Below are 260 nucleotides of genomic sequence, written 5' to 3'. Positions count from 1 at the left end.
CTCGCGCATCCCTGCGCTCGACGGTCCTCTCAGCCAACGGTCCCCGCCTGGCCTCAGACTACGTTGTCGCTGCTAAAAACCCCTTCACGTCCAGCCCCGGCTTACAAAACGTTCGGCAGATAAGGTCGTCGTGATCGGATCAGGTTTTGATCTTAGCCACTGCCAGAGAATCCGCAGCCCACTCCTTAGCCAGAAGGCGGTGTTGCGGAGCAGATAAGCCGGGTCTCTGCCGCAGGGATGCGGCAGTGAAGCCCCCAGGG

Source organism: Erwinia sp. ErVv1 (genome assembly GCF_900068895.1).
Lineage (GTDB): Bacteria > Pseudomonadota > Gammaproteobacteria > Enterobacterales > Enterobacteriaceae > Erwinia.
Note: the sequence above shows the minus strand (reverse complement) of the source record.